The following is a 23,902-nucleotide window of genomic DNA, read 5'->3' as shown; positions in this document are numbered from 1 at the left end:
GTGTTGTCCTCAGGCTACACCGACCAGCAGCCACCGCAGCGCGATAAACAGCGCCAGTGCCAGCGTCGATGCCACCCACATCAATCGAATCGTATGGGAAATGTCGTCTACCGAAATGTCGCGTTGTGCATCACCAATCCACGGTTTCTCAACGCGCTCGCCAAAGTAGTCATTAGGGCCACCCAGACGAATACCTAATGCCCCGGCAACGGAGGCCTCCGACCACGCGCAGTTTGGGCTACTGTGGTTGTAGCGATCGCGCCAGCCGATCTGCAAAGCACGCGAACCGTCCTGACGGCATAAAAATGCAGCCACGCCCAGCAGCAGCCAGCTCAGTCTCGCAGGAATATAATTTGCGACATCATCCAGGCGCGCGCTGACCATACCGATAGCGCGGTATTTTTCATGTTTGTAACCCACCATGGAGTCAAGGGTATTTACCGCTTTGTAGGCCATCGCCAAAGGCGCGCCGCCGAGAAGAAGGAAAAACAGCGGCGCGATGATGCCATCAACGGTGTTTTCGGCCACGGTTTCCACCACGGCACGATTGATCTGCTGAGGTTGTAATTGCGAGGTATCGCGACCTACGATCCAAGATAACTTTTCCCGACTTGCGGCAAGGTTACCGGCACGCAACGGACGTTCGACATCCTGCGCGGCGTTCGCCAGACAGCGCCCCGCCAGCACGGTAAAGATCATCCAAACCTCTACCACCCAACCAAGCCAGGGATGAATAGAGTGCGCCAGCGCCAGTACGCCCCAGGACACAGCCCAGGTCAGGCCAACCACCACTACCCACATCGCCGCGCCACCAATGCGCAACGCACGATCGCTATGGCAGTAGCGCCGCACGACTCGCTGCATGGCAGAAATCAGATTGCCAATCCAGCGCACCGGATGCGGCCAGTTCTGCGGATCGCCGATAATAAAATCAAGCAGCCAGGCAACACACCACGCAAGGATCGTCATAGCGCGCTCCTCGCGGCTGCCAACCAATGGTTAAGCATCTGCGGACGTTGGGCAAAATGAACGTGTAGATAGCTGGCGAAAGTGTTACCCACCTGCCAGCCGCCGGACCAGGTCTGCAACGTTTTGCCATCGCGCACTTTGCGACAGTGCATCACCGCGGGAGTTTCAGGAATAAAATCTGAGTAGTGAAATTCATGCCCGCGCAGCACTTCGCCTTCTGCAGCTAACAAGGTTTGCTGCGCGGCCTGCGCCTCGCAGTAGCCAAATCGGGTCAGACGTTTCCCCATTTTGCTGTGACCGGGAATGATATCCGCCATCAACCAGCTATCACCGTGGCTGTCCTCCAGCGAACTGCCGAGATACATCAGCCCACCGCACTCGGCGTAAATCGCCACGCCGCGGTGATGTGCGGCTCGCAATTGCTTAAGCATCGGGACATTGCGGGCCAGAGCCGCAGCATGTAACTCAGGGTATCCGCCACCCAGCCAGATCATCTGACAATCAGGTAAACAGGTGTCGCGCAACGGGCTAAAACGCACAATCTTCAACCCCGTGCGTTCAAGCAAAGTAATATTGTCCGGGTAATAAAAGTTGAACGCTTCGTCATCAGCGATAGCAAGCGTTAGCCCTTCTCCAGCATCAGTATCGGGAAGCGTAGGCCATTCACCCGCAGGGAGGGTATTTAGCTGGCTTAATTTCAGTAGAGCATCGATATCCAGCGTCTGCTCCAGCGTCGCGGCAAAGGCCTGCCACGGCTGCTGATTGATAACAGATTCACGCGCGGTAACCAGCCCCAGATGACGCTCCGGAAGCGCAACGCCTTCCATACGGGGAACGTAGCCTAATACAGGAACGGAACAGTAACGCTCAATCGCCACCTTCAGCAGCTGATAATGCGTTTCGCTGTTGACCCGATTAACGATCACCCCGGCGATGTTCAGCGTGGGATCAAAATGCTGAAAACCCATTACCGTTGCGGCTATCGAGGTGGAAACAGCTTTACCATCAACCAGTAAGATGACCGGGCAACCTAACTGTTTGGCCATCGCGGCGGTACTGCAGTAGTTCGGGTCGGTACCATAACCGTCATACAACCCCATCACGCCTTCAATCACGGCGATATCGGCATGTTGCATCTGCTCGCGGAATAAAGCATTGAGAGTGGAAGCGGGAAGCATGAAGCTATCAAGATTGCGGGAAGCGGTACCGCATACCGCTGTATGCCAGCCGGTATCAAGGTAATCAGGCCCCACTTTGCAAGGCTGGACGCGTAAACCGCGTTTTTTCAACAAGCTCAACAAGCCCAGCGTCACCGTGGTTTTACCACAGCCGCTTCCGGTACCTGCAAGAACAAATGCGTGAAAATTGGCCGCCATACCCTGATCCTGTTCAGGGTGGTAGGGGTGTAGAGATACCCAGTCTCTCGACTGTATGCATCTGAACCACCCACTTCCCACCGAAGTTGTTGGTAGTCACTGACAGGCAGGTCTTCTGGCTTAGCGTCATCCTCACCCGTCCTTCCCAATCTTGCGATCAGTGGTCCATACGGGGTCGTCAGCATCACAGCAGCGGGGGCTGCGGGGGATTCTCACCCCCTTCCCTACCACAAATGTGGCAAACCTGTCAGTTCAGGAGCCTTAATTAAGCTCCCTGTTATGAGGTAAATTCACGACCTCATGACAATAATTCAATTTAATATCTTTCCGGATTCATTCAGCCAATTATCTGGCATAAACCCACTTATTCACATGTTCACATTTTGAATGAAAGTGTCAGCAAAGAATAAAGAAAGTCAGGCATACAGACACTGTATCTCATCACAAAAATAAAAACTGGTGCAGTTTATCCCTCTAATACTATTATTTTGTTGCGCTATGACAATTTATTGACTGCTGTTGTTACTTTTCATTTTATAATTACTGACATAGCGCCCGATATCAAAAATCGGCAATAGCAAAATATTGCTATTTAAGCGGACTCACCGCGTGAAATGACATTTATTTGCTGGCGAAATGCCTGCGGCGTAACCTGATACGTCTGGCGGAATACTTTGCAGAAATAGCTGGTTTGTGAAAAGCCTAAATTACGCGCAATGCTGGCTATGCTCCAGTCACTATGACAGAGCAACTCTTTGGCACTCGCCATTCGCTGTTGATTTACCCAAGCGTTAAACCCGATACCCTGATATTTTTTGAACAATTTACTGAAATAGTAAGGGCTAAGGTAAACATGAGACGCAACATCTTCCAGGCGTAACTCATCTGACAAATGCGCATCAATATAGCGCAGCGCTTTTTTCATTTTGCTGTCGTGAGGATTCGGCGTTCGGTTGGCGCGTACTGGCTCTGCCTGCTGCGGGTTGTCTTTGATAACCACAAAATTTAGTTGTTTTTTAAGGCAATTTTCCACGATGAGCTTTAGCAGATCCGCCGAGGCGATAACGCGCGAATAGTCCATCTCCGGCACATTACGAAATTCACTGAGCAGTTCGGGATCGGCTTGCCAGCGGTCATCGACGTTCAGGATATCCACCAGGCCGACATCGTTACTTAAACGCACCTGACCACACAATACGAACCCAACCAGGTGACCCGCAATTACCAGCGGAATTGAAAAGTCGGTAAGCCCCGCGTGGCAGCGATAGATGCAGGGTTGATCGGATTTTGAAGCTTCCAGCCCGCCACAGCGATCGCTCATACGACAACGGGTACTGTGCTGAGGATGCTGGCGCATCAACTGACAAAAAGGGGTGAAATTAAAAAGCTCAGAAATTTCATCACCGTGAATATTGACAACCACAACAGCCAGACTGGTGGCCTGCGCAAAATCCTGTGCGATTTTATTAATGAGTTCTGAGTTCAGGGCACTCGCAGAAATCATGATAAAACCTCTCAGTTAATTTATTGTTATAAATAAAACATACTATTTACACATCCAGTTTCATCTCGCTTTCCTGGGCGCTGATGAAAGTCAGCATCGAACATAACAAAAGTCTCCCATTGTGGGGAGACTTTTTCAGCGGTTCAGGAAACCGGATCACGAAAACAGTTTTTACGCTTTAAAAATAAACATCTTCCGTGAAGCTAGCTCTCATTTTTCTCCAGTTTACACGTATTACACGGTAAATTTTTGCCAATAAAATAACGATAAATTGCTGCGCCCGCGCACGCACCGATGATGGGGGCCACAATCGGTACGATGAAATAAGGGATATCACGCCCGCCAGTCATCGCCACATCTCCCCACCCGGCCATCCATGCAAATAATTTTGGACCGAAATCACGTGCCGGGTTCATCGCAAATCCGGTGAGCGGCCCGGTAGATGCACCGAGAACAGCCACCAGAATGCCAATCAATAAAGGCGCCAATGGCCCTCTGGGGACGCCATTACCGTCATCGGTAAGTGCCATGATCATGCCCATCAGAATGGAAGTGATCACTACTTCAACCAGCGCAGCCTGCCAGACGCTGAGCGCCGCCGCTGGATAAGTACTAAAAATACTGGCCAGTTGCAGGCTTTCAAGGCTGCCACGCACCATTTGATGGGCAGACTCATACTCGGTAAATAGACTTCCGTACAGCAGATAGGCTAGCAACGCGCCGCCAAAGGCACCCGCAACCTGCGCTACGGTGTATGGCACAACTTTGCGCCCCGGAAAACAGGCAAATAACCACAGGGCGATGGTGATTGCAGGATTGAGATGCGCGCCAGAAATCCCCGCTGTCAGGTAAACGGCAAGCGAGATCCCCAACCCCCATATGATGCAGATCTCCCATAATCCCAAACTGGCGCCCGCGACTTTAAGTGCGCTCAGGCATCCGATGCCAAAAAACAAAAACAGCCCGGTACCCAAAAACTCAGCAATGCATTGCGCTTTTAGTGAATCGTTCATTGTGACACCTTCTAAGCAGAGTTCGTGTCTTTACCAGCGGACTCCTTGCTGGTACGTAGAATACTTCAAGGCTTACTATAAAAAGCCGTATCGGCAAAATGTTGGCAATCTGAAGGCGGCATGCCCCTCAAAATCGTGCTGAGATAGCAAATTCTTGCTATCACTTTTATTAAAACAGGCGAGAACACAGGAAAATCCACTATTAGTGGTACATTTGTGAAACGATAAAATATTGCTATTGGCAGAATTATGTTTTCAGACAATCATCACATTTTCATTTTTCCGCATAGCAAATGCTATTCTTAATGTCACTAACAAAAGTGTAAATACGGAATTAACATAACCAAATATTCATATTATAAAAACAAAGAATAACTATTAAAAACAAAAAGATAAAATAAAACACAGCAATTTTATATCACCATAACCTCACTATTTTTTTCATTCATACTTTCAACTCAGCCATTCTTTTTCCTCGCTTCTTTTTATAGTCATGAATATCGGGACAACCCAGGCGAGGTCTTTATGCAACAAGAAGCGTTAGGAATGGTAGAAACCAAAGGCTTAACTGCAGCCATAGAGGCCGCAGATGCAATGGTGAAGTCAGCCAATGTAATGCTGGTCGGCTACGAAAAAATTGGTTCGGGGCTGGTAACCGTTATTGTCCGCGGCGATGTCGGCGCAGTCAAAGCAGCAACAGATGCCGGCGCCGCCGCAGCCCGTAATGTGGGAGAAGTGAAAGCCGTACACGTTATCCCGCGCCCTCATACCGATGTAGAAAAAATCTTACCGAAGGGAATTAGCTAATGAGCAGCAATGAGCTGGTTGAACAGATCATGGCGCAGGTGATTGCTCGCGTGGCAACCCCAGAACAGCAGGCTATCCCTGAAAATAATCACCCAACACGAGAAACGGCTATGGCAGAGAAAAGCTGCAGTTTAACGGAGTTTGTCGGTACCGCGATCGGCGACACCGTCGGTCTGGTAATCGCCAACGTAGACAGCGCCTTACTGGACGCGATGAAACTTGAAAAACGTTATCGCTCCATTGGCATCCTTGGCGCCCGTACTGGCGCGGGTCCGCACATTATGGCCGCCGATGAAGCGGTAAAAGCAACAAATACGGAAGTCGTCAGTATTGAATTACCACGAGATACCAAAGGCGGCGCGGGCCACGGCTCGCTGATTATCCTCGGCGGCAACGATGTTTCCGACGTGAAACGCGGAATTGAGGTTGCGCTGAAAGAGCTGGATCGCACCTTTGGCGATGTTTATGCCAACGAAGCCGGTCACATCGAGATGCAATACACCGCCCGCGCCAGCTACGCGCTGGAAAAAGCCTTTGGCGCGCCGATTGGCCGTGCCTGTGGCGTGATTGTCGGCGCGCCAGCCTCCGTGGGTGTCCTGATGGCTGATACTGCGCTGAAATCCGCCAATGTAGAAGTTGTAGCCTACAGCTCCCCGGCCCATGGCACCAGCTTCAGCAACGAAGCCATTCTGGTCATCTCTGGTGATTCCGGCGCCGTTCGTCAGGCTGTTATCTCCGCCCGTGAAATCGGTAAAACCGTACTCGGGACCCTCGGCTCAGAGCCGAAAAACGATCGTCCGTCCTATATCTGATATCAGTGAGGCTGATTCATGAGATCGAAAAGATTTGAAGCACTGGCGAAACGCCCTGTGAATCAGGATGGTTTCGTTAAGGAGTGGATCGAAGAAGGCTTCATTGCGATGGAAAGCCCGAACGACCCTAAACCATCGATTAAAATCGTCAACGGTACTGTGACTGAACTGGACGGCAAATCCGCCAGTGAATTTGACTTAATTGACCATTTCATTGCCCGCTACGGCATTAACCTGGCGCGCGCTGAAGAAGTCATGGCAATGGACTCGGTCAAACTGGCCAATATGCTTTGCGACCCTAACGTGAAGCGCAAAGATATCGTGCCGCTGACCACCGCCATGACACCAGCAAAAATTGTCGAAGTGGTGTCCCATATGAACGTCGTCGAGATGATGATGGCCATGCAGAAAATGCGTGCTCGTCGAACTCCGTCTCAACAGGCGCACGTCACTAACGTCAAAGATAACCCGGTACAGATTGCCGCTGACGCCGCAGAAGGCGCATGGCGCGGATTTGACGAACAGGAAACGACCGTTGCCGTCGCACGCTACGCGCCATTTAACGCCATTGCCTTGTTAGTCGGTTCACAGGTTGGACGCCCTGGCGTGTTAACTCAGTGCTCTCTGGAAGAAGCAACCGAACTTAAGCTCGGCATGCTGGGCCACACATGCTACGCGGAAACTATCTCCGTCTATGGTACAGAACCCGTCTTTACCGACGGCGACGACACACCATGGTCGAAAGGCTTCCTCGCCTCTTCCTACGCCTCTCGCGGCCTGAAAATGCGCTTTACTTCCGGCTCTGGCTCTGAAGTTCAGATGGGTTATGCCGAAGGTAAATCGATGCTTTATCTGGAAGCCCGCTGCATTTACATCACCAAAGCCGCTGGCGTGCAGGGTTTGCAAAACGGCTCAGTAAGCTGCATCGGCGTACCTTCTGCCGTGCCGTCCGGTATTCGTGCGGTTCTGGCCGAAAACCTGATCTGTTCTTCTCTGGATCTGGAATGCGCCTCCAGCAACGACCAGACCTTTACCCACTCGGATATGCGTCGTACCGCGCGTCTGCTGATGCAGTTCCTGCCAGGTACTGACTTCATCTCTTCCGGTTATTCCGCGGTGCCGAACTACGACAACATGTTCGCCGGTTCCAACGAAGATGCTGAAGACTTTGACGACTACAACGTTATCCAGCGCGACCTGAAAGTGGACGGTGGCCTGCGTCCGGTTCGAGAAGAAGATGTTATCGCCATTCGTAACAAAGCGGCCCGCGCGCTGCAGGCTGTGTTTGCCGGGATGGGATTACCGCCAATCACTGATGAAGAAGTGGAAGCTGCGACTTACGCTCACGGATCGAAAGATATGCCAGAGCGCAACATCGTTGAAGACATCAAATTTGCACAAGAGATCATCAGTAAAAATCGCAACGGTCTTGAAGTGGTAAAAGCGCTTGCTCAGGGCGGGTTTACCGATGTTGCGCAGGACATGCTCAACATCCAGAAAGCCAAGTTAACCGGGGATTATCTGCATACCTCCGCCATTATCGTTGGCGACGGACAGGTGCTATCCGCAGTAAATGACGTCAATGACTATGCCGGTCCGGCAACAGGTTATCGCCTGCAAGGCGAACGCTGGGAAGAGATCAAAAACATCCCTGGCGCACTTGATCCCAACGAACTTGGCTAAGGGGTGAAAAATGGAAATTAATGAAAAGCTGCTGCGCCAGATAATTGAAGACGTGCTGTCTGAAATGCAGACCGGCGACAAACCCGTCTCATTCCACGCATCGACAGCGGCAAGCGCGCCGCAGGCCGCAGCGATACAGGGCGAAAGTTTTCTGACTGAGATTGGCGAAGCTAAACAAGGTCAGCAGCAAGACGAAGTGATTATTGCCGTAGGTCCAGCGTTCGGGCTCTCACAAACCGTCAATATCGTCGGGATCCCGCATAAGAATATCTTGCGCGAAGTGATTGCCGGGATTGAAGAGGAAGGCATTAAAGCACGCGTTATCCGCTGCTTTAAATCCTCTGATGTCGCGTTTGTCGCCGTGGAAGGCAACCGTCTGAGTGGTTCCGGGATCTCTATCGGCATCCAGTCAAAAGGCACCACGGTTATCCACCAACAGGGATTACCGCCGCTTTCTAATCTGGAACTGTTCCCTCAGGCGCCGCTTCTGACGCTGGAAACCTATCGTCAGATCGGTAAAAACGCCGCGCGTTATGCCAAGCGTGAATCTCCGCAACCGGTCCCTACTCTGAATGACCAGATGGCTCGACCTAAGTACCAGGCGAAATCGGCCATTCTGCACATTAAAGAGACCAAATATGTCGTGACGGGCAAAAACCCGCAGGAACTGCGCGTGGCGCTTTGATAAAGGATAACTCCATGAATACCGACGCAATTGAATCGATGGTTCGGGATGTGCTGAGCCGGATGAACAGCCTGCAAGGCGAGTCCGCAACTCCGGTTGCGGCAAGTTCATCAGCACATACCGCGAAAGTCACGGATTACCCTCTTGCGAATAAACATCCTGAGTGGGTAAAAACCGCGACCAACAAAACCCTGGATGACTTCACGCTCGAAAATGTTCTGAGCAACAAGGTGACGGCACAGGACATGCGCATCACCCCCGAAACGCTGCGCCTGCAGGCGGAAATCGCCAAAGATGCCGGGCGTGACAGGCTGGCGATGAACTTTGAGCGCGCCGCAGAGCTAACCGCTGTACCTGACGATCGCATCCTGGAGATCTACAACGCGCTACGCCCGTATCGCTCGACTAAAGATGAGCTGATGGCTATCGCTGACGATCTCGAAAATCGTTATCAGGCAAAGATCTGTGCGGCTTTCGTTCGTGAAGCGGCTGCGCTGTATGTTGAGCGTAAAAAACTCAAAGGCGACGACTAACTCAGGGACAGGATCATGCGATATATAGCTGGCATTGACATAGGTAACTCATCAACGGAAGTCGCTTTGGCTACCCTGGATGAGTCTGGCGCGCTGTGTATTATCAACAGCGCCCTGGCAGAAACCACCGGGATAAAAGGCACATTGCGTAATGTGTTTGGCATTCAGGAGGCACTTACGCTGGCAGCAAAAAACGCCGGCATCAATGTCAGCGATATTTCGCTCATCCGTATTAACGAAGCCACTCCGGTCATTGGCGACGTGGCGATGGAAACAATCACCGAAACCATCATCACTGAATCCACCATGATCGGCCATAACCCTAAAACGCCGGGCGGTGTCGGGCTGGGTGTTGGCATTACTATTACGCCGGAAGAGCTGCTCAGCCGTCCGGCGGATACACCTTATATTCTGGTGGTGTCATCAGCATTTGATTTCGCCGATGTCGCCACGATGATTAATGCCTCGGTACGCGCCGGATACCAGTTAACTGGCGTAATTTTGCAGCAAGACGATGGCGTGTTAGTCAGCAATCGTCTGACTCACCCCCTGCCCATCGTGGATGAAGTGCTTCATATCGACCGTATCCCATTGGGTATGTTAGCTGCTATTGAGGTCGCGGTTCCCGGAAAGGTCATTGAAACGCTTTCTAACCCCTACGGGATTGCAACTGTCTTTGGTCTCAATGCCGACGAGACTAAAAACATTGTCCCGATGGCGCGCGCGCTGATCGGCAACCGCTCTGCCGTGGTGGTGAAAACGCCGTCAGGCGATGTGAAAGCACGAGCCATTCCCGCCGGGAATCTGGAGCTACAGTCACAAGGGCGTACCGTACGCGTCGACGTTGCAGCAGGCGCTGACGCGATTATGAAAGCCGTTGGCGAGTGCCCGAAACTGGATAACGTTACCGGCGAAGCGGGGACCAATATTGGCGGCATGCTGGAACATGTACGCCAGACAATGGCTGAATTAACTAACAAACCCAGTCAGGAAATCTTTATTCAGGATCTACTGGCGGTTGATACCTCGGTTCCCGTCAGCGTGACCGGTGGACTTGCCGGTGAGTTTTCGCTGGAACAGGCTGTCGGTATTGCCTCAATGGTGAAATCAGATCGCCTGCAAATGGCAATGATTGCCCAGGAGATCACGCAAAAGCTCAACATTGATGTCCAGGTTGGCGGGGCTGAAGCCGAAGCGGCCATTCTCGGGGCCTTAACCACTCCGGGTACGACGCGACCACTGGCTATTCTGGATCTCGGTGCGGGATCGACCGACGCCTCCATCATCAACCCGAAAGGCGAAATTATTGCCACACACCTGGCGGGTGCGGGCGATATGGTCACGATGATTATTGCCCGTGAACTGGGGCTGGATGACCGTTATCTGGCCGAAGAGATCAAAAAGTACCCGCTGGCGAAAGTTGAGAGCTTGTTCCATCTTCGCCACGAAGATGGCAGCGTTCAGTTCTTCCCTGAGCCTCTTCCGCCAACGGTTTTTGCCCGCGTGTGCGTAGTAAAACCTGATGAGCTGGTGCCCCTGCCAGGCGAACTGGCGCTGGAGAAAGTACGGGCCATTCGCCGCAGCGCCAAGGAGCGCGTTTTTGTCACCAACGCGCTCAGAGCGTTACGTCAGGTGAGTCCGACCGGGAACATTCGGGATATTCCCTTTGTGGTGCTGGTTGGTGGCTCGTCCCTGGATTTCGAAGTACCGCAACTTGTAACCGATGCGCTGGCGCATTATCGCCTGGTTGCCGGGCGCGGCAACATTCGTGGCACCGAGGGTCCGCGCAATGCGGTCGCGACCGGGCTGATTCTCTCCTGGCACAAGGCGTTCGCTCATGGAAAGTAATCTCAACACGCCCGCTATCGTTATCTTCACCACCGGTGACTGTGCTGACACCTGGAACGACGTGCTGCTGGGTATTGAAGAAGAAGGGATCCCGTTTGTGATTCAGGAGAACCATTCAGCCGACGTTATCCACAACGCATGGCTCGCGGCATGCCAGTCGCCGCTGCTGGTTGGCATTGGCTGCAGTCGCGAAAAACTGGTCGTGCACTACAAAAATCTACCCGCGTCAGCGCCGCTTTTTACGCTGATGTATCAACAAGATAACCACGCTCGTCGCAGCATCGGTAATAACGCTGCGCGGCTGGTTAAAGGCATTCCATTCCGGGAATGCCACTCATAACCCACAGGAGACAAGCAGTATGAATAACGCACTGGGACTGGTTGAAACAAAAGGGCTTGTCGGCGCTATTGAAGCCGCTGATGCCATGGTGAAATCCGCAAACGTGCAGTTGGTCGGTTACGAAAAAATCGGCTCAGGCCTGATCACCGTTATGGTCCGTGGTGATGTCGGTGCGGTGAAAGCCGCAGTAGATGCAGGAAGCGCAGCTGCAAGCGCCGTTGGCGAGGTGAAATCCTGCCACGTTATCCCGCGTCCGCACAGCGACGTTGAAGCCATTTTACCTAAATCCGCATAAGTCGTTGCAACCAAGGAGCACAGCGTGAAGCAATCACTGGGATTACTCGAAGTTAGTGGTCTGGCATTAGCCATCAGTTGCGCGGACGTCATGGCGAAAGCCGCCTCCATCACGCTGGTGGGCCTCGAAAAAACCAACGGTTCAGGCTGGACGGTGATCAAGATAATCGGGGATGTGGCCTCCGTGCAGGCGGCCATTTCTACCGGTGTCAGTTTCGCGGACCAACGCGATGGGCTGGTGGCTCACAAAGTCATTTCCAGACCAGGGGACGGAATCCTGTCACATAGCGTTACACCGGAACCAGAGCCAACACCCGACCCCATCCATGTCGAGCCGCAAGAAGAGATGTTGGCGGACAGTACAGCGTCCGAAGCGCCGCAAAATGCGGAGTTGATTAGCTGCAATCTGTGCCTTGACCCAGCCTGTACCCGCCAGAAAGGTGAGCCTCGATCTCTTTGTCTGCACTCTGGCAAACGAGGTAAAGCGTGATGGATAAACAGCAACTCAAGTCAACGGTCACCAAAGTTCTGGATGAAATGCGCGGGCGCCCTATTCCGCTGGGGATCTCTAATCGTCATATTCATCTTTGTACTGAAGATTACGTCCGTTTGTTTCCCAATCAGCCTATCAGCAAGAAAAAAGGGCTATTGCAGCCCGGACAATACGCTGCAGAGCAAACCGTCACGCTGGTTGGACCTAAAGGACAGTTAAAAAATGTGCGTTTACTCGGCCCGCTACGAAGCGCTAGTCAGGTTGAAATTTCACGCACCGATGCCCGTACGCTAGGTATTGCTGCCCCGCTGCGTATGTCGGGCAATATCCAGGGCACGCCGGGTATTCGCCTTGTCAGTCCATTTGCTGAACTGGACTTAACATCCGGCGTTATCGTTGCTCAACGGCATATCCATATGTCGCCGCTCGATGCCCTGATTCTGCGGGTTTCCCATGGTGATAAAGTCTCGGTCGCCATTAATGGCGATGAACGCCGGCTGATTTTCGATAACGTCGCCGTACGCGTTTCGCCGGATATGCGCCTTGAGATGCATATTGATACCGACGAAGCCAATGCCGCAGGGGCGGATAATCCCCAGGCATTCGCCACACTGGTGACTTCACAATGAACAACGAACTGCTGCAACGCATTATCGAGGAGGTTGTTTCCCGATTAAAAAAACGCGCGGCAAGCACGATCTCCCTCAGCGTCGCGCAGTTACGGGAAATAGACCCACGGATACTATGCTGCCAATACTCGTCACTGCACATTTTGCAGGCTGACCTGCTCCTGCTGGAGCAAATTGTCGAAAGCAGCTCTGCCAATATGTCGGTAGTCACGATCCACGAAGCGCTGGCATGCGGAGTCCGCGTGAAAATTTCACTACATCACCAATTGTTACCCGCAGTACCCGTGAAAAAACTCGCGCGTCTGCCGCTGGAGTTTGGTGACGAACTGGGGCGAGCCATCGTTCTGCATCCTGACAAACTTCTCAGTTACGCCGACGTCGCCCAATTGCACAATGCGGTTTTAGTGCTACGCCGTCGATGCGTCGTCACTGCGCTGGCTCAGGAAACTGTCAGTACGCGAAATGTCCAATTAATTAAGCAGGAGTGAGCTATGCATCTGGCACGGGTTACAGGCGTTGTTGTCTCTACGCAAAAGTCCCCCTCCCTGGTCGGGAAAAAGCTGTTGCTGGTACGTCGGGTGAGTGCTGACGGAGAGCTGCCAGCCTCCCCGACGACCGGGGACGAAGTCGCCGTTGATTCTGTCGGCGCGGGAACCGGCGAACTGGTTTTACTCAGCAGCGGCTCCAGTGCCCGGCACGTTTTCTCCGGCCCAAATGAGGCCATCGATCTGGCTATTGTCGGCATTGTCGACACGCTTTCTCGTTAGGAGGAACTATGGCGATTTATACCCGCACTGGCGATGCCGGCACAACTGCCCTCTTTACCGGGCAACGCGTAAGCAAAACGCATCCGCGCGTCGAGGCTTACGGGACGCTGGACGAACTCAATGCGGCGCTTAGCCTGTGTATTTGTGCGGCGAAAAGCCCGCAGCACCGCCAGTTACTTGAAAACATTCAACTGCAGCTTTTTTGGTTCAGCGCCGAACTCGCCAGCGAGAGCGAACAACCAAACCCAGAGCAGCGCTACATCAGTTCAGAAGAAATTGCAGCGCTGGAAACCGCCATCGATACCGCGATGGGGAGAGTACCGTCGCTGCGCAGCTTTATTTTACCGGGCCGCAGCGAAGCGGCCAGCCGTCTGCATTTTGCCCGTACGCTGGCTCGCCGCGCAGAGAGGCGACTGGTGGAGCTTTCTGCCGATATCGCCGTCAGACATGTGCTGATGCGTTACATCAATCGTCTGTCCGACTGCTTATATGCGCTCGCACGGGCAGAAGATCATGACGCCCATCAAAACGACATTATTCAGAAAGTGGCTGAGCGTTATCTCGCCGCCATCCGTACATCAGCCACAAAGGAGCCGACTATGTCTCTGTCTTTTCAGGAGCTCCATCAACTGACTCGCGCTGCGGTGACGAGAGCAGAAGAACTTCAGGTTCCGGTAGTCATCAGCATTGTTGATGCGAACGGGACCCAAACGGTGACCTGGCGTATGCCTGACGCATTGCTCGTCAGTAGCGAACTGGCACCCAAAAAAGCCTGGACCGCCGTGGCGATGAAAACCGCCACGCATGAATTAACGTCAGCGGTGCAACCAGGCGCGGCGCTTTACGGTCTGGAAAGCCATATGCAGGGAAAAGTCGTCACTTTTGGTGGCGGATACGCATTATGGCGAGAGGGTCTACTCCTTGGGGGTCTTGGCATCAGCGGGGGAAGCGTTGAACAGGATATGGACATTGCAGAAACGGCCATTGCGGCGATTAACGTGAGAACACATCAATGAATACTTCAGAACTTGAAACCCTCATCCGTAACATTTTGAGTGAACAACTCGCCCCGGCAAAAACAGAAACCAAAGGAAACGGAATTTTTCCGTCCGTGGGTGAAGCTATCGAAGCCGCGCATCAGGCTTTTTTACGTTACCAGCAATCGCCATTAAAAACCCGCAGTGCCATCATTCACGCCCTGCGAGAAGAACTGACCCCTCATCTTGCTTCCCTGGCCGCTGAGAGCGCAGCTGAAACAGGAATGGGCAACAAAGAGGATAAATTCCTCAAGAATAAAGCTGCGCTGGACAATACTCCAGGGATCGAAGATCTCACCACCACGGCACTGACCGGTGATGGCGGCATGGTGTTATTCGAGTATTCACCGTTTGGCGTGATTGGCTCCGTCGCCCCCAGTACCAACCCGACGGAAACCATAATTAACAACAGCATCAGTATGCTGGCTGCGGGGAACAGCGTTTATTTTAGCCCGCATCCGGGCGCTAAAGTGGTCTCACTGAAACTGATTGCCATGATTGAGGATATTGTTTTCCGCTGCTGCGGGATCCGGAATCTTGTCGTCACGGTCACAGAACCCACTTTTGAGGCTACCCAGCAGATGATGGCACACCCTAAAATCGCAGTTCTGGCGATTACCGGTGGCCCAGGTATTGTTGCTATGGGTATGAAAAGCGGGAAAAAAGTCATTGGCGCAGGCGCAGGCAACCCTCCCTGTATTGTCGATGAAACAGCCGACCTGGTTAAGGCGGCGGAAGATATCATCAACGGCGCATCTTTTGATTACAACCTCCCCTGCATTGCTGAGAAGAGCCTGATTGTTGTTAGTGCCGTTGCCGAACGCCTGGTTCAACAAATGCAGTCTTTTGGCGCACTGCTTCTCACGAGCGAAGAGGTAGACAAACTGCGGGCAGTCTGTTTGCCCGAAGGCATGGCCAATAAAAAGCTGGTAGGAAAAAGCCCGGCCACCTTACTGGAAGCCGCAGGAATACCTGTTCCGGCAAAAGCGCCTCGATTACTGATAGGTATCGTCAAGGCTGACGATCCGTGGGTTACCAGCGAGCAGCTAATGCCAATGCTCCCCATCGTCACGGTGAGCGATTTTGACAGTGCGTTAACGTTGGCTCTGAAAGTTGAAGAGGGATTGCATCACACCGCCATTATGCATTCACAGAATGTGTCGCGTTTGAATCTTGCCGCACGCACGCTTCAGACCTCCATTTTTGTGAAAAATGGCCCCTCTTACGCCGGGATTGGCGTGGGTGGTGAAGGCTTTACCACTTTCACAATTGCGACGCCGACCGGTGAAGGAACAACATCGGCACGTACTTTCGCACGTTCTCGTCGTTGCGTGCTGACAAACGGTTTTTCTATTCGCTAATGGGGCCGTTATGAAAAGCTTTTCACTGCAAACTCGATTATTCAGCGGCCAGGGAAGCCTGGATGTGCTCAAGCGTTTCACGAATAAGCATATCTGGATTATCTGCGATGGTTTTCTGGCGCGTTCTCCTGTGATTGAAAAGCTGCGCAACACGCTTCCTGCGGATAATCGCATCAGCATTTTCAGCGATATTACCCCCGACCCAACCATTAGCACGGTGGTGCAAGGGATTGCGCAAATGCAGTCCCTGCGACCGGATGTTGTCATTGGTTTTGGCGGAGGCTCAGCGCTGGATGCCGCGAAAGCCATCGTTTGGTTCAGCCGACAGTTCGGTATTGAAATCGAAACCTGTGTTGCTATTCCCACCACCAGCGGCACAGGCTCGGAAGTGACCAGCGCCTGCGTGATTAGCGATCCGGATAAAGGCATTAAATATCCCTTGTTTGATAATGCGCTTTACCCGGATATGGCCATCCTCGATCCAACGCTGGTTGTCAGCGTACCTCCTGCCATCACCGCGAATACCGGCATGGACGTCCTGACACATGCGCTGGAGGCTTACGTGTCCACGAAGGCCAGCGACTTTACCGACGCGCTGGCGGAAAAAGCGGCACAAATCGTCTTCCAGTACCTTCCCGTCGCCGTCAGCAAAGGCGAGTGTCTGGCAACCAGGGGGAAAATGCACAACGCGTCAACGCTCGCAGGAATGGCATTTAGCCAGGCGGGGTTGGGTATAAACCATGCGATTGCCCATCAGTTGGGCGGCCAGTTTCATCTGCCCCACGGACTTGCCAATGCACTGCTGCTGACCCCTGTTATTCATTTTAATGCCCGCGCCCCCAGGGCCGCGAAGCGCTATGCCCGTTTCGCTAAAGCCTGCCATTTATGCCCGGATAACGCGAACGATACGGCTGCGCTGAATGCGCTCATTCATCACATTGAGCTTCTCAAAAAACAGTGTGCGTTACCTTCTTTCGTTGACGCACTCAAAGACGGAAAGCAAAACTGGTCACAGCGTATACCGTCGATGGTTCAGGCAGCGCTGGCTGATGTCACGCTGCAAACCAATCCTCGTGTTGCCGACGCCAGTGCCATGCAGGAACTGCTTGAGGAATTATTATGAATACAGCCATGACGGCAGAGTCCACGCTTTATGATGCGCAGACGATACGCGAACGCGTTCGGGCTGCTGGCGTTGTTGGAGCCGGCGGTGCTGGCTTTCCTGCGTACGTAAAATTACAGGCGCAGGTCGATACATTTCTGGTGAATGCCGCCGAATGTGAACCGATGTTAAAAGTTGACCAGCAATTGATGAGCGCCCAGGCAGGTCGACTTATTCGCGGCGTTAAATATGCCATGACGGCTACCGGAGCCAGTGCCGGTATTATTGCGCTCAAAGAAAAATACCTGAAGGCTATCAATGCGTTAGCTCCTCTGCTACCTGCCGATATCCGGTTACACATTTTACCTGATGTCTACCCGGCCGGTGACGAGGTGCTGACCATCTGGATGGCAACAGGCCGGAGGGTCCCACCTGCCGCACTGCCGGTCAGCGTCGGCGTGGTGGTTAATAACGTCCAGACCGTGCTCAACATCGCCAGAGCGGTTGAACAGCAATATCCCGTTACCCGTCGTACGTTGACCGTCAACGGCGCAGTAGCCAAACCCATCACACTCACTGTCCCTATCGGGATGTCACTTCGCGAGGTGCTGGCGCTGGCGGGAGGCGCAACCGTTGACGATCCAGGATTTATTAATGGCGGCCCGATGATGGGCGGTCTGATTACCTCCCTGGATACCCCCGTCAGCAAGACCACCGGTGGGTTGCTGGTTTTACCAAAATCTCATGCGCTGATTCAGCGGCGAATGCAGGATGAACGCACCGTGCTTTCCGTCGCAAAAACCGTATGCGAGCAGTGCCGTTTGTGTACGGATTTGTGCCCAAGGCACTTAATCGGCCATGAATTATCACCACATCTGCTGGTTCGCGCGGTTAATTATCAGCAGGCGGCCACACCACAGCTGCTGCTCACGGCACTGACCTGTTCAGAATGCAATGTCTGTGAAAGCGTTGCCTGTCCGGTTGGAATATCGCCGATGCGAATCAACCGTATGCTTAAACGCGAACTACGGGCGCTCAACCATCGTTATGAAGGGCCGCTAAATCCTGAGGATGAAATGGCGAAGTACCGGTTGATCCCGGTTAAGCGCCTTATCACCAAACTGGGTCTTAGCGACTGGTATCACGATGCGCCACTGGCTGAGACTGATTTTTCCACCGATGAAACGACGCTGTTGCTACGCCAGCATATTGGCGCCAGCGCCATCCCATGTGTGCAGCAAGGCGATCGCGTTGTTCGCGGTCAATTCGTTGCCGATGTGCCGACGGGCGCATTAGGTGCGCCTGTCCACGCCAGTATTGACGGTATTGTCAGCGAAATCACTGAGCAATCCATCACGGTAATAAGAGGTTAATCATGTCTCAGGCTATAGGGATCTTAGAACTCACCAGCATTGCCAAAGGAATGGAAGCTGGCGATGCCATGTTAAAAAGCGCGAATGTGAATTTACTGGTCAGCAAGACCATCTGCCCGGGAAAATTCCTGCTCATGCTCGGTGGTGACGTAGGCGCAGTACAACAGGCGATAGCCACTGGTACATCTCTTGCTGGCGATATGCTCGTCGACAGTCTGGTACTGCCTAATATTCATGCCAGCGTACTCCCGGCAATCAGCGGGTTAAATAGCGTGGATAAGCGTCAGGCCGTCGGGATTGTTGAAACATGGAGCGTGGCGGCTTGTATCTGTGCTGCGGATCGCGCTGTTAAAGCTTCCAACGTCACATTGGTGCGCGTGCACATGGCATTTGGTATTGGCGGCAAATGCTACATGGTTGTCGCTGGCGATGTATCCGATGTGAATAACGCAGTAACGGTTGCCAGTGAAAGCGCAGGTGAAAAAGGCCTGTTGGTTTATCGCTCCGTTATACCTCGCCCGCATGAAAGCATGTGGCGGCAGATGGTGGAGGGATAATGGAAAGACAGCCCACCACGGATCGTATGATCCAGGAATATGTTCCTGGCAAGCAGGTCACGCTGGCGCATCTTATCGCCAATCCCGGAAAAGATTTGTTCAAGAAGCTGGGGTTACAGGATTCAGTATCCGCAATCGGGATTTTGACGATTACCCCCAGCGAAGCCTCAATTATCGCCTGCGATATCGCCACGAAATCCGGGGCGGTAGAGATTGGTTTTCTCGACCGATTTACCGGCGCAGTGGTACTGACGGGCGACGTCTCCGCCGTTGAGTACGCGCTGAAACAGGTAACCCGAACGCTGGGCGAAATGATGCGTTTTACCGCTTGCCCCATCACCCGGACGTAATCTCATGAAACGCATCATGCTAATCGGACCCAGCCAGTGCGGAAAAACGTCGCTCACACAATGCATGCGGGGAGAAGCGCTTCACTATCAGAAGACCCAGGCCATAGTCTGGTCGCCCACAGCGATAGATACACCGGGCGAATATCTTGAAAACCGCTGTCTGTATAGTGCGCTGCTGGCCAGCTCCTGTGAAGCAGACATCATCGCGCTGGTCCTCAATGCTGACGCGCCGTGGTCGCCATTTTCTCCCGGTTTCACAGGCCCAATGAACCGACCCGTCATTGGCCTCGTCACTAAAGCCGATTTAGCCAATCCGCAGCGCATTTCCCTCGTTGAGAGCTGGTTAGTCGAGGCTGGCGCGCAAAAAGTGTTTGTCACCAGTGCGCTGGAAAATACAGGTGTCGATGAGATGTTCATTTTTCTGAATGCAAAGGAACTTTCATGTCTCACAAAATAATGGCCATTAATGCGGGGAGTTCCTCGCTCAAGTTTCAGCTTCTGGCGATGCCACAAGGTGAAATGATTTGTCAGGGGTTGATCGAGCGTATCGGTATGTCTGATGCGCAGGTCACCCTTAAAACGCCTGCGCAAAAATGGCAGGAAACATTGCCCGTAGCCGATCACCGTGAAGCAGTGACGCTGCTCCTGGAAAAACTGCTCAACCACAATATTATCAGCAGTCTGCAGGAGATCGACGGCGTGGGGCATCGCGTCGCACACGGCGGGGAATCTTTTAAAGATTCCGCACTGGTAACCGATGAAACGCTGGCGGAAATTGATCGCCTTGCGGAACTGGCCCCGCTACATAACCCGGTAAATGCGTTGGGAATTGCAGTATTTCGCCAGCTATTACCCGAAACGCCGGCCGTGGCGGTTTTTGACACCGCTTTTCATCAGACGCTTGACGAGCCTTCTTTCATTTATCCCCTGCCCTGGCGTTACTATTCAGAGCTGGGTATTCGTCGTTACGGATTTCATGGCACCAGCCACAAATATGTCAGCGCCCAGCTTGCTGAAAAGTTAGGGGTGCCCCTCAGCGCCCTGCGCGTCGTTTGTTGTCATCTTGGCAACGGCAGCAGCATCTGCGCCATCAAAGGTGGTCAATCAGTTAATACCTCTATGGGGTTTACGCCACAGTCTGGCGTGATGATGGGCACGCGAAGTGGCGATATTGATCCGTCTATTTTGCCGTGGATTGCCCTGCGCGAAGGCAAGACACCGCAGCAGCTCAACCAATTGCTCAACAATGAATCCGGCTTACTCGGCGTTTCTGGGATCTCACCTGACTATCGCGACGTTGAACATGCCGCAGATACGGGCAATCATCAGGCTGCGCTGGCGTTGACGCTTTTTGCCGAGCGAATTCGCGCCACCATTGGTAGCTATATTATGCAGATGGGCGGTCTGGATGCGCTGGTGTTTACCGGAGGCATAGGCGAAAACTCAGCGCGGGCGCGCGGCGCAATTTGTCACAATCTGAATTTCCTGGGACTGGCCGTCGATGAAGAAAAAAATCAGCGAAACGCCACCTTTATTCAGACAGAAAATTCGCTGGTCAAAGTGGCGGTGATCAATACCAACGAAGAGCTGATGATAGCGCAGGACGTTATGCGTTTAGCGATAGCGGAAACTGTGACGTTGGGCATTCCAGCTTAATCCTGCCGCACTGCAAATTGCGGCAAATCATGGTAATAGCGCGATCGCCATGACACTATGCGCCGAGGATTGCTGATCACAAAGGTGAATACGTGGCTATTGCGCAATGTCCCGCATCATGCGGAGAACTTATCCAGGGCTGGATTCTGGGCAGTGAGAAATTAGTCTCCTGCCCGGTCGAATGGTATAGCACCGTTGAGGTCACTTCAGGCTCACCGCTGGCAGAGGAACGTCCACTTTCACGGGCGATGGTTAATCGGCTATTGCAGCACTGGCAATACCCGCCGCAGATGAGTCAGGATATCCGAATTGATGTCCAGTCAACTATTCCTATCGCTAAAGGAATGGCCAGCAGCACTGCAGATATTGCCGCCACTGCTGTCGCCACGGCACATCACCTGGGCCATCACCTGGATGAATCTACGCTGGCGCAACTTTGCGTTTCGCTGGAGCCTACCGACAGCACCGTTTTTCGTAAGCTTACCCTTTTCGATCATAACGACGCCTCCACGCAAATTGCCTGCGAAGCCCAGCCTCAACTCGATCTGCTGGTTCTCGAAAGCCCGGAAACATTGCGCACTGCTGATTATCACCGTATTCCGCGTCATTCCGGGTTACAGGCAGGTGCTCCGGCCCTCAAACGAGCATGGGAAAAGGTACAGGAAGCTTGTATCAGCCAAAATCCTTACCGAATGGGCGAAGCTGCCACGCTAAGCGCAACCGCCAGCCAGTTGCTGTTACCGAAACCAGATTTTGATTCACTATTAGCGCTGGTAGAGGAATGTGATTTATACGGCGTTAACGTTGCGCACAGTGGCAGCGTTGTCGGCCTGATGCTGGACAGAACGCGTCATGATGTGGATTACATAAAATGGATGCTGACACAGAAAAAACTGACGGTTCACTGGCCAGAACAGCATTTATTGCGAATGGTCGCAGGCGGAGTTGAACTGCAATAAGGGAAAGGTCGCCGCACAGCAGCGACCCGGACAAGCATAAATCGTTACTCAGCTTTCGCTTCGCCGTTTTTCAGTTCACCCATGGCTTTCAGCTTCTTAGAAATATCGCGGCGCTCTTTTGAGATCTCAGCATTTTTGATGATGTAATCATCAACGCGATCTTCGTAATCGCTTTTCATGCTAGCGATAATGCCCTGAATCGCTTCCACGCTCATGCCAGGCTTGATGTAGTCGCTCAGGTTGTCCAACAGCAGGACACGTTTCTGGTTGTCACGGATCTTTTTCTCAACGTCCTGGATTTCACGTTGCAGTTTGTTTTTACGACGGAACAGACGAACAAATTCCAGCACGTCCTGGAAAGAAGGCTTGGTAGTTTCCATTTTTACACCCCTGATAATGTGAGATTCGGATTCGTTTAAACAACGGCTAAAGTGGGTCAACATTACTTTCATGCCCGCCATACTTCAAGTTGCATCTGCATCGACAATGCATGGTTAAAACCTGAATTATCGAGGGTAAAGCCATTGCAGTTACCAATGGTTTTAGCCTTTTTCAGTATCATACCTCTAATCGTTGCTGAATCGAAGCAGCAGTAGAACCAATCCCCTCATCTGCTCTTTATTTGCGCAGCGCGCGACAGATTAAATGAGAAAGTAACTCCAGCTGTCGCGCCATCTCCATATTCAACCAAACGTAGCCGTGAATAGGCGTTTCCGCGACATTATCGCCCTTATGCTCAGCGATAAGCTGACGCAGCTCCACCACGGTATCATTGAGCTTCTCCGTATTGGCAAGTACTGGCTGCGGATTACCTTCATACAATGCATGCGTTATTGTCAGTAGCGCCTGCTGCGTCCTGAGCTGGGTTTCACGCAAAGTATGCGCATTCAACATAACAAAGTGACTGGTACGGCTGGCCCAGAGCGCATTGATTTGCAACTCGAGCATGCAGACGAGGTTACGATTAACCGTCTGAATAGCTTCAAAAATGGATTTTTGAATATGCGTTTCTTTACTGGCAGGGACGATGAGCCCGCGCATTTTGACAACCTCGCTCAACAGCTGTTGTAAATGCTTCTCCAGTCGCGGTTGTTCAAGCAGATTGGGGGAGAGCGCCGCCTGGTACACCCGATTGTACCCCGTGACGCAATGCGCCAGTTGAATACGCCAGTGTATAAATGCCCGTTGTGGCCACACGCCGGTAAACAGCATCGCCAGCAACGATCCAAGAATAACGTCGCCGCCACGCCATAACGCCGTATTCATATCCCCAGCGGGAGCACCCACTACAACGGCAAGCGTAATACCAATCAACAGCGCCTGATACGGTTTTTTGCCCAATGCCAGCCAACCGCAGAGAAACATCGCCACCGCACACCATATCAGCATCAGCGGAAGCGAAAAAAGCTCCAGACGCAGGGCCACCAGCCCAAGCACCGATCCCAGGATCGTGCCGCCAATACGTTCAAAAGCTCTGGGAACAACGTTCCCCCAAAAAGAAATAGGCCCCATGATCACCACCAGCGTGATCAGAGGCCATGTACCTTCAGGAATGTTTAACAGGCGTACCAACAGAAAAGTGAGAATAAACGCAAGCGCAATGCGAATACCGTGCACTACACGATAATGACGATACAAACGAATTTCAAAAGGGCTCAGTGACTTATTGGCACGCACTCATGCACTCCGTCAGCGAATAGCAAAGAACAAAATTGTACTCGTTTTTTGCCTGAAAATATCATCCTGATTTGCAT

General features: G+C 52.6%; 27 protein-coding genes and 1 riboswitch. Of the genes, 21 read left to right on the top strand and 6 right to left on the bottom strand.

Annotation, left to right across the window (positions count from 1 at the left end; translation table 11 throughout):
* Positions 1-9: 9 nt before the first annotated feature.
* The 4 genes from cbiB to pduF all read right to left on the bottom strand — a co-directional run bounded on the left by cbiB (position 10) and on the right by pduF (position 4,862).
* Positions 10-969, bottom strand: a complete 960-nt coding sequence (cbiB, locus tag FDX09_RS20160; RefSeq protein WP_087855995.1) for an adenosylcobinamide-phosphate synthase CbiB — start codon at positions 967-969, stop codon at positions 10-12.
* Positions 966-2,345, bottom strand: a complete 1,380-nt coding sequence (locus FDX09_RS20155) for a cobyrinate a,c-diamide synthase (protein ID WP_137347767.1) — start codon at positions 2,343-2,345, stop codon at positions 966-968. The genes cbiB and FDX09_RS20155 overlap by 4 nt, the downstream gene beginning before the upstream one ends.
* An 87-nt stretch (positions 2,346-2,432) precedes the next feature.
* Positions 2,433-2,608, bottom strand: a riboswitch (cobalamin riboswitch).
* Positions 2,609-2,937: 329 nt separating this feature from the next.
* On the bottom strand, positions 2,938-3,849 hold the full coding sequence (gene pocR, locus FDX09_RS20150) for a regulatory protein PocR (RefSeq protein ID WP_006683984.1): 912 nt from the start codon (positions 3,847-3,849) through the stop codon (positions 2,938-2,940).
* Positions 3,850-4,052: 203 nt separating this feature from the next.
* Positions 4,053-4,862: a propanediol diffusion facilitator PduF gene (gene pduF / locus FDX09_RS20145; protein WP_137347766.1), complete on the bottom strand. Its 810-nt coding sequence runs from the start codon at positions 4,860-4,862 to the stop codon at positions 4,053-4,055.
* A gap of 525 nt (positions 4,863-5,387) precedes the next feature.
* Here pduF and pduA point away from each other — a divergent pair.
* The 21 genes from pduA to FDX09_RS20040 all read left to right on the top strand — a co-directional run bounded on the left by pduA (position 5,388) and on the right by FDX09_RS20040 (position 22,148).
* Positions 5,388-5,669 (top strand): propanediol utilization microcompartment protein PduA, encoded by a 282-nt coding sequence (pduA, locus tag FDX09_RS20140; protein ID WP_003030255.1) that lies wholly within the window; start codon positions 5,388-5,390, stop codon positions 5,667-5,669.
* Entirely contained in the window at positions 5,669-6,481 is an 813-nt protein-coding gene (pduB, locus tag FDX09_RS20135; protein WP_003030252.1) for a propanediol utilization microcompartment protein PduB, read from the top strand. Before pduA ends, pduB begins: the two co-directional genes overlap by 1 nt.
* 18 nt (positions 6,482-6,499) lie before the next feature.
* Entirely contained in the window at positions 6,500-8,164 is a 1,665-nt protein-coding gene (pduC, locus tag FDX09_RS20130) for a propanediol dehydratase large subunit PduC (RefSeq protein WP_038641668.1), read from the top strand.
* 10 nt (positions 8,165-8,174) lie between these two features.
* On the top strand, positions 8,175-8,849 hold the full coding sequence (pduD, locus tag FDX09_RS20125; protein WP_137347765.1) for a propanediol dehydratase medium subunit PduD: 675 nt from the start codon (positions 8,175-8,177) through the stop codon (positions 8,847-8,849).
* Between the two features lie 14 nt (positions 8,850-8,863).
* Positions 8,864-9,382, top strand: coding sequence for a propanediol dehydratase small subunit PduE (gene pduE, locus FDX09_RS20120; RefSeq protein WP_016153529.1), 519 nt, complete (start codon positions 8,864-8,866; stop codon positions 9,380-9,382).
* Between the two features lie 15 nt (positions 9,383-9,397).
* Positions 9,398-11,230 carry a diol dehydratase reactivase subunit alpha gene (locus tag FDX09_RS20115; RefSeq protein ID WP_137347764.1) on the top strand — a complete coding sequence of 611 codons (1,833 nt, stop codon included), beginning with the start codon at positions 9,398-9,400 and terminating at the stop codon, positions 11,228-11,230.
* Positions 11,220-11,570, top strand: a complete 351-nt coding sequence (locus tag FDX09_RS20110; RefSeq protein WP_038641675.1) for a glycerol dehydratase reactivase beta/small subunit family protein — start codon at positions 11,220-11,222, stop codon at positions 11,568-11,570. Before FDX09_RS20115 ends, FDX09_RS20110 begins: the two co-directional genes overlap by 11 nt.
* A 19-nt stretch (positions 11,571-11,589) precedes the next feature.
* The gene (gene pduJ, locus FDX09_RS20105; protein ID WP_001057752.1) at positions 11,590-11,865 is read left to right on the top strand and encodes a propanediol utilization microcompartment protein PduJ; all 276 of its coding nucleotides are present in this window, start codon (positions 11,590-11,592) and stop codon (positions 11,863-11,865) included.
* Positions 11,866-11,889: 24 nt separating this feature from the next.
* On the top strand, positions 11,890-12,354 hold the full coding sequence (locus FDX09_RS20100) for a BMC domain-containing protein (RefSeq protein WP_137347763.1): 465 nt from the start codon (positions 11,890-11,892) through the stop codon (positions 12,352-12,354).
* The gene (locus FDX09_RS20095; protein ID WP_137347762.1) at positions 12,354-12,986 is read left to right on the top strand and encodes a phosphate propanoyltransferase; all 633 of its coding nucleotides are present in this window, start codon (positions 12,354-12,356) and stop codon (positions 12,984-12,986) included. The genes FDX09_RS20100 and FDX09_RS20095 overlap by 1 nt, the downstream gene beginning before the upstream one ends.
* Entirely contained in the window at positions 12,983-13,474 is a 492-nt protein-coding gene (gene pduM / locus FDX09_RS20090) for a microcompartment protein PduM (RefSeq protein WP_137347761.1), read from the top strand. The genes FDX09_RS20095 and pduM overlap by 4 nt, the downstream gene beginning before the upstream one ends.
* A 3-nt stretch (positions 13,475-13,477) precedes the next feature.
* Complete coding sequence (locus tag FDX09_RS20085) at positions 13,478-13,753, top strand: EutN/CcmL family microcompartment protein (RefSeq protein ID WP_042307565.1); 276 nt, start codon at positions 13,478-13,480, stop codon at positions 13,751-13,753.
* Between the two features lie 8 nt (positions 13,754-13,761).
* Positions 13,762-14,769 carry a two-domain cob(I)yrinic acid a,c-diamide adenosyltransferase PduO gene (pduO, locus tag FDX09_RS20080; protein WP_137347760.1) on the top strand — a complete coding sequence of 336 codons (1,008 nt, stop codon included), beginning with the start codon at positions 13,762-13,764 and terminating at the stop codon, positions 14,767-14,769.
* Positions 14,766-16,151, top strand: a complete 1,386-nt coding sequence (gene pduP, locus FDX09_RS20075) for a CoA-acylating propionaldehyde dehydrogenase PduP (protein WP_121529220.1) — start codon at positions 14,766-14,768, stop codon at positions 16,149-16,151. The genes pduO and pduP overlap by 4 nt, the downstream gene beginning before the upstream one ends.
* 10 nt (positions 16,152-16,161) lie before the next feature.
* Entirely contained in the window at positions 16,162-17,274 is a 1,113-nt protein-coding gene (locus FDX09_RS20070) for a 1-propanol dehydrogenase PduQ (RefSeq protein WP_121529221.1), read from the top strand.
* A complete protein-coding gene (gene pduS / locus FDX09_RS20065; RefSeq protein WP_137347759.1) occupies positions 17,271-18,626 on the top strand; it encodes a cobalamin reductase PduS in 1,356 nt (451 codons plus the stop codon). The genes FDX09_RS20070 and pduS overlap by 4 nt, the downstream gene beginning before the upstream one ends.
* Before the next feature lie 2 nt (positions 18,627-18,628).
* On the top strand, positions 18,629-19,183 hold the full coding sequence (gene pduT / locus FDX09_RS20060) for a propanediol utilization microcompartment protein PduT (protein ID WP_003030201.1): 555 nt from the start codon (positions 18,629-18,631) through the stop codon (positions 19,181-19,183).
* Entirely contained in the window at positions 19,183-19,533 is a 351-nt protein-coding gene (gene pduU / locus FDX09_RS20055) for a propanediol utilization microcompartment protein PduU (RefSeq protein WP_032939586.1), read from the top strand. Before pduT ends, pduU begins: the two co-directional genes overlap by 1 nt.
* 4 nt (positions 19,534-19,537) lie before the next feature.
* On the top strand, positions 19,538-19,990 hold the full coding sequence (gene pduV, locus FDX09_RS20050; RefSeq protein ID WP_061381983.1) for a EutP/PduV family microcompartment system protein: 453 nt from the start codon (positions 19,538-19,540) through the stop codon (positions 19,988-19,990).
* A complete protein-coding gene (locus FDX09_RS20045) occupies positions 19,975-21,189 on the top strand; it encodes an acetate/propionate family kinase (RefSeq protein WP_137347758.1) in 1,215 nt (404 codons plus the stop codon). The genes pduV and FDX09_RS20045 overlap by 16 nt, the downstream gene beginning before the upstream one ends.
* A gap of 92 nt (positions 21,190-21,281) precedes the next feature.
* A complete protein-coding gene (locus tag FDX09_RS20040; RefSeq protein WP_137347757.1) occupies positions 21,282-22,148 on the top strand; it encodes an L-threonine kinase in 867 nt (288 codons plus the stop codon).
* A gap of 44 nt (positions 22,149-22,192) precedes the next feature.
* On the opposite strand, the gene FDX09_RS20035 is transcribed toward FDX09_RS20040, so the two are convergent.
* Both FDX09_RS20035 and FDX09_RS20030 read right to left on the bottom strand, forming a co-directional pair.
* Positions 22,193-22,528 carry a DUF496 family protein gene (locus FDX09_RS20035; protein WP_032939582.1) on the bottom strand — a complete coding sequence of 112 codons (336 nt, stop codon included), beginning with the start codon at positions 22,526-22,528 and terminating at the stop codon, positions 22,193-22,195.
* Positions 22,529-22,766: 238 nt separating this feature from the next.
* Complete coding sequence (locus FDX09_RS20030; RefSeq protein WP_038641701.1) at positions 22,767-23,825, bottom strand: FUSC family protein; 1,059 nt, start codon at positions 23,823-23,825, stop codon at positions 22,767-22,769.
* Between the last annotated feature and the right edge of the window lie 77 nt (positions 23,826-23,902).

It is taken from the genome of Citrobacter sp. wls717 (assembly GCF_005280955.1).
Taxonomy (GTDB): Bacteria; Pseudomonadota; Gammaproteobacteria; order Enterobacterales; family Enterobacteriaceae; genus Citrobacter; species Citrobacter werkmanii.
The sequence above is the reverse complement of the archived record's forward strand: the minus strand, read 5'-3'. Positions and strand labels throughout refer to the sequence as shown.

Coding starts and splice junctions, on each gene's coding strand:
- pduD (WP_137347765.1), top strand. CDS start 8,175: ATGGAAATTAATGAAAAGCTGCTGCGCCAGATAATTGAAGACGTGCTG.
- FDX09_RS20085 (WP_042307565.1), top strand. CDS start 13,478: ATGCATCTGGCACGGGTTACAGGCGTTGTTGTCTCTACGCAAAAGTCC.
- FDX09_RS20115 (WP_137347764.1), top strand. CDS start 9,398: ATGCGATATATAGCTGGCATTGACATAGGTAACTCATCAACGGAAGTC.
- FDX09_RS20095 (WP_137347762.1), top strand. CDS start 12,354: ATGGATAAACAGCAACTCAAGTCAACGGTCACCAAAGTTCTGGATGAA.
- FDX09_RS20070 (WP_121529221.1), top strand. CDS start 16,162: ATGAAAAGCTTTTCACTGCAAACTCGATTATTCAGCGGCCAGGGAAGC.
- pduM (WP_137347761.1), top strand. CDS start 12,983: ATGAACAACGAACTGCTGCAACGCATTATCGAGGAGGTTGTTTCCCGA.
- pocR (WP_006683984.1), bottom strand. CDS start 3,849: ATGATTTCTGCGAGTGCCCTGAACTCAGAACTCATTAATAAAATCGCA.
- pduS (WP_137347759.1), top strand. CDS start 17,271: ATGAATACAGCCATGACGGCAGAGTCCACGCTTTATGATGCGCAGACG.
- FDX09_RS20155 (WP_137347767.1), bottom strand. CDS start 2,345: ATGGCGGCCAATTTTCACGCATTTGTTCTTGCAGGTACCGGAAGCGGC.
- pduT (WP_003030201.1), top strand. CDS start 18,629: ATGTCTCAGGCTATAGGGATCTTAGAACTCACCAGCATTGCCAAAGGA.
- pduP (WP_121529220.1), top strand. CDS start 14,766: ATGAATACTTCAGAACTTGAAACCCTCATCCGTAACATTTTGAGTGAA.
- pduA (WP_003030255.1), top strand. CDS start 5,388: ATGCAACAAGAAGCGTTAGGAATGGTAGAAACCAAAGGCTTAACTGCA.
- FDX09_RS20035 (WP_032939582.1), bottom strand. CDS start 22,528: ATGGAAACTACCAAGCCTTCTTTCCAGGACGTGCTGGAATTTGTTCGT.
- pduO (WP_137347760.1), top strand. CDS start 13,762: ATGGCGATTTATACCCGCACTGGCGATGCCGGCACAACTGCCCTCTTT.
- FDX09_RS20045 (WP_137347758.1), top strand. CDS start 19,975: ATGTCTCACAAAATAATGGCCATTAATGCGGGGAGTTCCTCGCTCAAG.
- pduU (WP_032939586.1), top strand. CDS start 19,183: ATGGAAAGACAGCCCACCACGGATCGTATGATCCAGGAATATGTTCCT.
- cbiB (WP_087855995.1), bottom strand. CDS start 969: ATGACGATCCTTGCGTGGTGTGTTGCCTGGCTGCTTGATTTTATTATC.
- FDX09_RS20110 (WP_038641675.1), top strand. CDS start 11,220: ATGGAAAGTAATCTCAACACGCCCGCTATCGTTATCTTCACCACCGGT.
- pduJ (WP_001057752.1), top strand. CDS start 11,590: ATGAATAACGCACTGGGACTGGTTGAAACAAAAGGGCTTGTCGGCGCT.
- pduE (WP_016153529.1), top strand. CDS start 8,864: ATGAATACCGACGCAATTGAATCGATGGTTCGGGATGTGCTGAGCCGG.
- pduV (WP_061381983.1), top strand. CDS start 19,538: ATGAAACGCATCATGCTAATCGGACCCAGCCAGTGCGGAAAAACGTCG.
- pduF (WP_137347766.1), bottom strand. CDS start 4,862: ATGAACGATTCACTAAAAGCGCAATGCATTGCTGAGTTTTTGGGTACC.
- pduC (WP_038641668.1), top strand. CDS start 6,500: ATGAGATCGAAAAGATTTGAAGCACTGGCGAAACGCCCTGTGAATCAG.
- pduB (WP_003030252.1), top strand. CDS start 5,669: ATGAGCAGCAATGAGCTGGTTGAACAGATCATGGCGCAGGTGATTGCT.